Raw genomic sequence first — 2,076 nt, 5'->3', positions numbered from 1 at the left:
GGTAAGCATCCGCCGAGGGCCGCCTGACGGATGAGCCTGCTTAGCTGCTAAGACCTGACGCTATGACAGACCATAGCTTCATATCCCAAATAGAGGTTCTCTCAGTCACGGATACCGGGCGCCGGCGTCGTTGGACGGAGGCCGAGAAGGTGCGGATCGTGGAGGAGAGCTACGCGGCGCCGCGGATGGCCTCGGCGACGGCAAGACGTTACGAGATCTCTCGCTCGCTTCTGACACGATGGCGTCGTGAAGCACGTGAAGGCCTTTTGGCTACGGATGGAGATCGGGCGCATTTCTCCCCGGTCGCCGTGGCTCCGAGCCCGTTGGGCGGGCCAGCGGCTTCTGATGATCGGGGTCGCGTGGACGATGCGGGTCGTGACCGGGTGGAGATCATCCTACCGAACGGACGTCGTTTCGTGATCGGCACTTCGACTGAGGCGTCCGTGCTTGCTCGGCTCATCCAGGTGGTGGAACGGGCATGATCGCATTTCCGGCGGGGACAAAGGTCTGGATTGCGGGCGGCGTGACGGACATGCGCAAGGGCATGAACACGCTGGCATTGCAGGTGCAGCAAGGCCTTGGGCGTGATCCGTATGCGGGGGAGATATTTTGCTTCCGGGGCCGCCGGGGTGATCTCGTGAAGCTGCTTTGGCACGATGGCGTCGGCATGTCGCTCTATATGAAGCGCTTGGAGGCGGGCAGGTTCATCTGGCCGGTCAGCGGCTCGGGCGAGGCGCTCCAGGTTTCAGCGGCGCAGATTGGCTATCTGCTGGAGGGGATCGACTGGCGCAATCCGCGCTGGACGCAGCGCCCTGCCAAGGCCGGGTAATTCTTGCGCATGACCCTGTTTTACATAGGCTTTGATGGCTCGACATGGTAAATCTCCGGCCATGTCAGATGCCGCCTCCGAACTTGAAACACTGCGCGCCGAACTGGCGGCCACAAAGGCCGAGCTGACCCGCTCGAATGCCGTGGTGTCGGCATCGGAGGCGTTGATTGCAGGGCTGAAGCTCGAGATCGCGATGCTCAAGCGCGAGAAGTATGGCCGGAGCGCCGAGCGCACTGCCCAGCTCCTCGATCAGCTCGAATTGCAGCTCGAGGAGCTGGAGACGGCTGCAGCCGAAGATGCCCTTCGCGCCGAGCAGGCGCTGGAAAAGACGTCGAAGGTCAGGGCCTTTGACCGGCGAAAGCCCGTCCGCAAGGCGTTCCCAGAGCACCTGCCGCGCGAACGGGTCGTGGTGGAGGCACCGAAGGCCTGCGTCTGCTGCGGGTCGGACCGGATCGCGAAGATGGGCGAAGATATCACCGAGACGCTGGAGGTGGTGCCGCGGCAGTGGAAGGTGATCCAGACCGTCCGCGAGAAGTTCACCTGCCGGGATTGCGAGAAGATCAGCCAGCCGCCGGCCCCATTCCATCCTGTTCCGCGAGGATGGGCAGGGCCGAGCCTGTTGGCCATGATCGTGTTCGAGAAGTTCGGACAGCACCAGCCGTTGAACCGCCAGGCCGAGCGCTATGCCCGTGAGGGCGTGGAACTCAGCCTCTCCACGCTCGCCGACCAGGTTGGCGCGGTGACCGGGTTGCTGGAGCCGTTGCATGCGCTGATCGAGGCCCATGTCATGGCCGCAGAGCGGTTGCATGGCGATGATACGACGGTCCCGTTGCTGGCCCGGGGTGGGACGAAGACGGCCCGGCTCTGGACCTATGTCCGGGATGATCGGCCCTTTGGCGGCACTGCCCCGCCGGCGGTGGTCTTCCGCTTCTCCCGGGACCGGTCCAGCGAACATCCGGTCGGGCATTTGGGAGGCTGGAAGGGTGTCTTTCAGGCCGATGCCTATGCGGGCTACAACCAGCTTTACGATCAAAAACGAGTGCCGGGGCCAGTTGTGCCGGCTCTGTGCTGGGCACACGCCCGCCGGAAGTTCTTCGAGCTGGCTGATGTGGAAGGGAATATCCGCAAAGGCAAGGACGCCAAGGAGATCTCGCCTGTCGCCTTCGATGCCGTCCGGCGCATCGACGCCCTGTTCGACATCGAGCGCGAGATCAACGGGCATGGCCCAGCGGAGCGCTTGGAGGCCC

At 64.0% G+C, this 2,076-nt stretch carries 3 protein-coding genes; all 3 read left to right on the top strand.

Annotated elements, in window-relative coordinates:
* The first annotated feature begins 62 nt into the window (after positions 1-62).
* Complete coding sequence (gene tnpA, locus CJ301_RS00395; RefSeq protein WP_099273102.1) at positions 63-482, top strand: IS66-like element accessory protein TnpA; 420 nt, start codon at positions 63-65, stop codon at positions 480-482.
* Entirely contained in the window at positions 479-829 is a 351-nt protein-coding gene (gene tnpB, locus CJ301_RS00390; RefSeq protein WP_099273100.1) for an IS66 family insertion sequence element accessory protein TnpB, read from the top strand. Before tnpA ends, tnpB begins: the two co-directional genes overlap by 4 nt.
* A 61-nt stretch (positions 830-890) precedes the next feature.
* A partial coding sequence (tnpC, locus tag CJ301_RS00385; protein ID WP_099273098.1) for an IS66 family transposase occupies positions 891-2,076 on the top strand: 1,186 nt, incomplete at its 3' end.

Origin of the sequence: Limimaricola cinnabarinus (assembly GCF_002723615.1) — a bacterium.
Taxonomy (GTDB): Bacteria; Pseudomonadota; Alphaproteobacteria; order Rhodobacterales; family Rhodobacteraceae; genus Limimaricola; species Limimaricola cinnabarinus_B.
This window is presented reverse-complemented; position numbering and strand designations above follow the sequence as displayed.